The following is a 1436-nucleotide window of genomic DNA, read 5'->3' as shown; positions in this document are numbered from 1 at the left end:
ATCAATAATACGGTCATGTCGGTGTAACATCCTGACTGGTTATAAACCCGCACCGTGTACGTGGTGGCAACCCCCGGACTGGCCAGGGTGCTCACAAGCACCCCATTGGCGGGAATCACCTGGGCTGGACCCGAGAGCGAAGCGGCAGCGTTGAACGAAGCCCCTACCGAGTACTGGTAGGTGTGTTTCGGATTGAACTGGCTTAACACCACTTGACCATTGTTTTGGGGCGTATTGCCCTGACAAGTCGCAGCTATGGCCACCGCCTGATAGTTCGGTAACGTATCGAGTTCTAAAATGAAGGGGCAGCACGAGAATGTAGGACATAGTCCCCCGGTATTGTCATTCTCCAGACTGTAGGCACCTGGTTCGTTGACCACCAATTCATTATTGCTTTGTCCGGGTATGAGCACACCATCCTTGAACCATCGATAGCTGGGTCGTCCCGCAGGTGCCGTCAGGGTGTATTCATCGCCAAGGCACATCTTGACGGGTATCGACGTACAGACCTTCGCCGTATCTCCTGGAATGGTGGCTGTATTATAGAGGATACCACTGGTATCGGCTTTGGCCTGGAAGGTAAGTGTGAGACTCTGGCCGGGGCTGAGGCTGGCTACTGTCCACAGGCTGATGGGCGTACCCTGGGTGAAGGTGGTACCCACGGGAGCCGTGGCTGAATTGAGCACATAGCTCAGACCCGAAGAGGTTGAGTCCTGCACGACCACATGGGAAGCCAGAGCGGAGCCCGTATTGGTGAGCACCAGGCTGTAGGAGAGCACATCCCCAACCTTAGCTTTCGACTTGTCGACCCGTTTGTCCAACCTGAGCTCGGGGTTAGCGCCATAGAAGCCTGCATCCAGGGTAGGATTGAACTCCCCCGCCAACAGGGTGACGGACTGAGTTTTGCCAGTAAAGGGATCGGCGTCCGAATCTTTGGTGTCATCGTCCCCCTGATTCTGGCTGGTGGCGGAGAAGCCCGCCGGAGTGGAGAAGCCCGCTGAGTAGGAGAGACTTGAGCCTGGAGTCAATCCGGTGAAGGAGTAGAAGCCGGTGGCATTGGTCAGGGTGGTGGCTGAGCTGACCCCATTGATGAACAGGGTAGCGACCACGCCGGGGATGGGGGCTTCGCCCGCATCCTGACTACCATTCTTATTGGAATCATTCCAGACGTAATCACCCAGACCGGCAGTTGGTGTACCCGAGCAGGAAGCCGGTGCGGTGTAAGTGGTGCTGGCCATACCACAGTTCGTTGCTGAAGCTGTTACGGTATGCAAGGTGCCACTACTGGTTAACCCGTTGAGGGTGAAGCTGGTTGGCTCATTGCCTGCAAGTGTTGCGGTAGTACTGACTGTGCCATCGGTAATGGTTATTAGTTGACTACCCATTGCATTGGTCGCCGAAAGGGTTCCTCTGACACTATACTGGTTCGTGGCGGT

At 55.8% G+C, this 1436-nt stretch carries 1 protein-coding gene; it reads right to left on the bottom strand.

Features of this window, described 5'->3' with window-relative positions; genetic code table 11:
* A partial coding sequence (locus GJR95_RS41970) for an SdrD B-like domain-containing protein (protein WP_198424789.1) occupies positions 1-1436 on the bottom strand: 1436 nt, incomplete at both ends.

Source organism: Spirosoma endbachense (assembly GCF_010233585.1).
GTDB lineage: Bacteria > Bacteroidota > Bacteroidia > Cytophagales > Spirosomataceae > Spirosoma > Spirosoma endbachense.
This window is presented reverse-complemented; position numbering and strand designations above follow the sequence as displayed.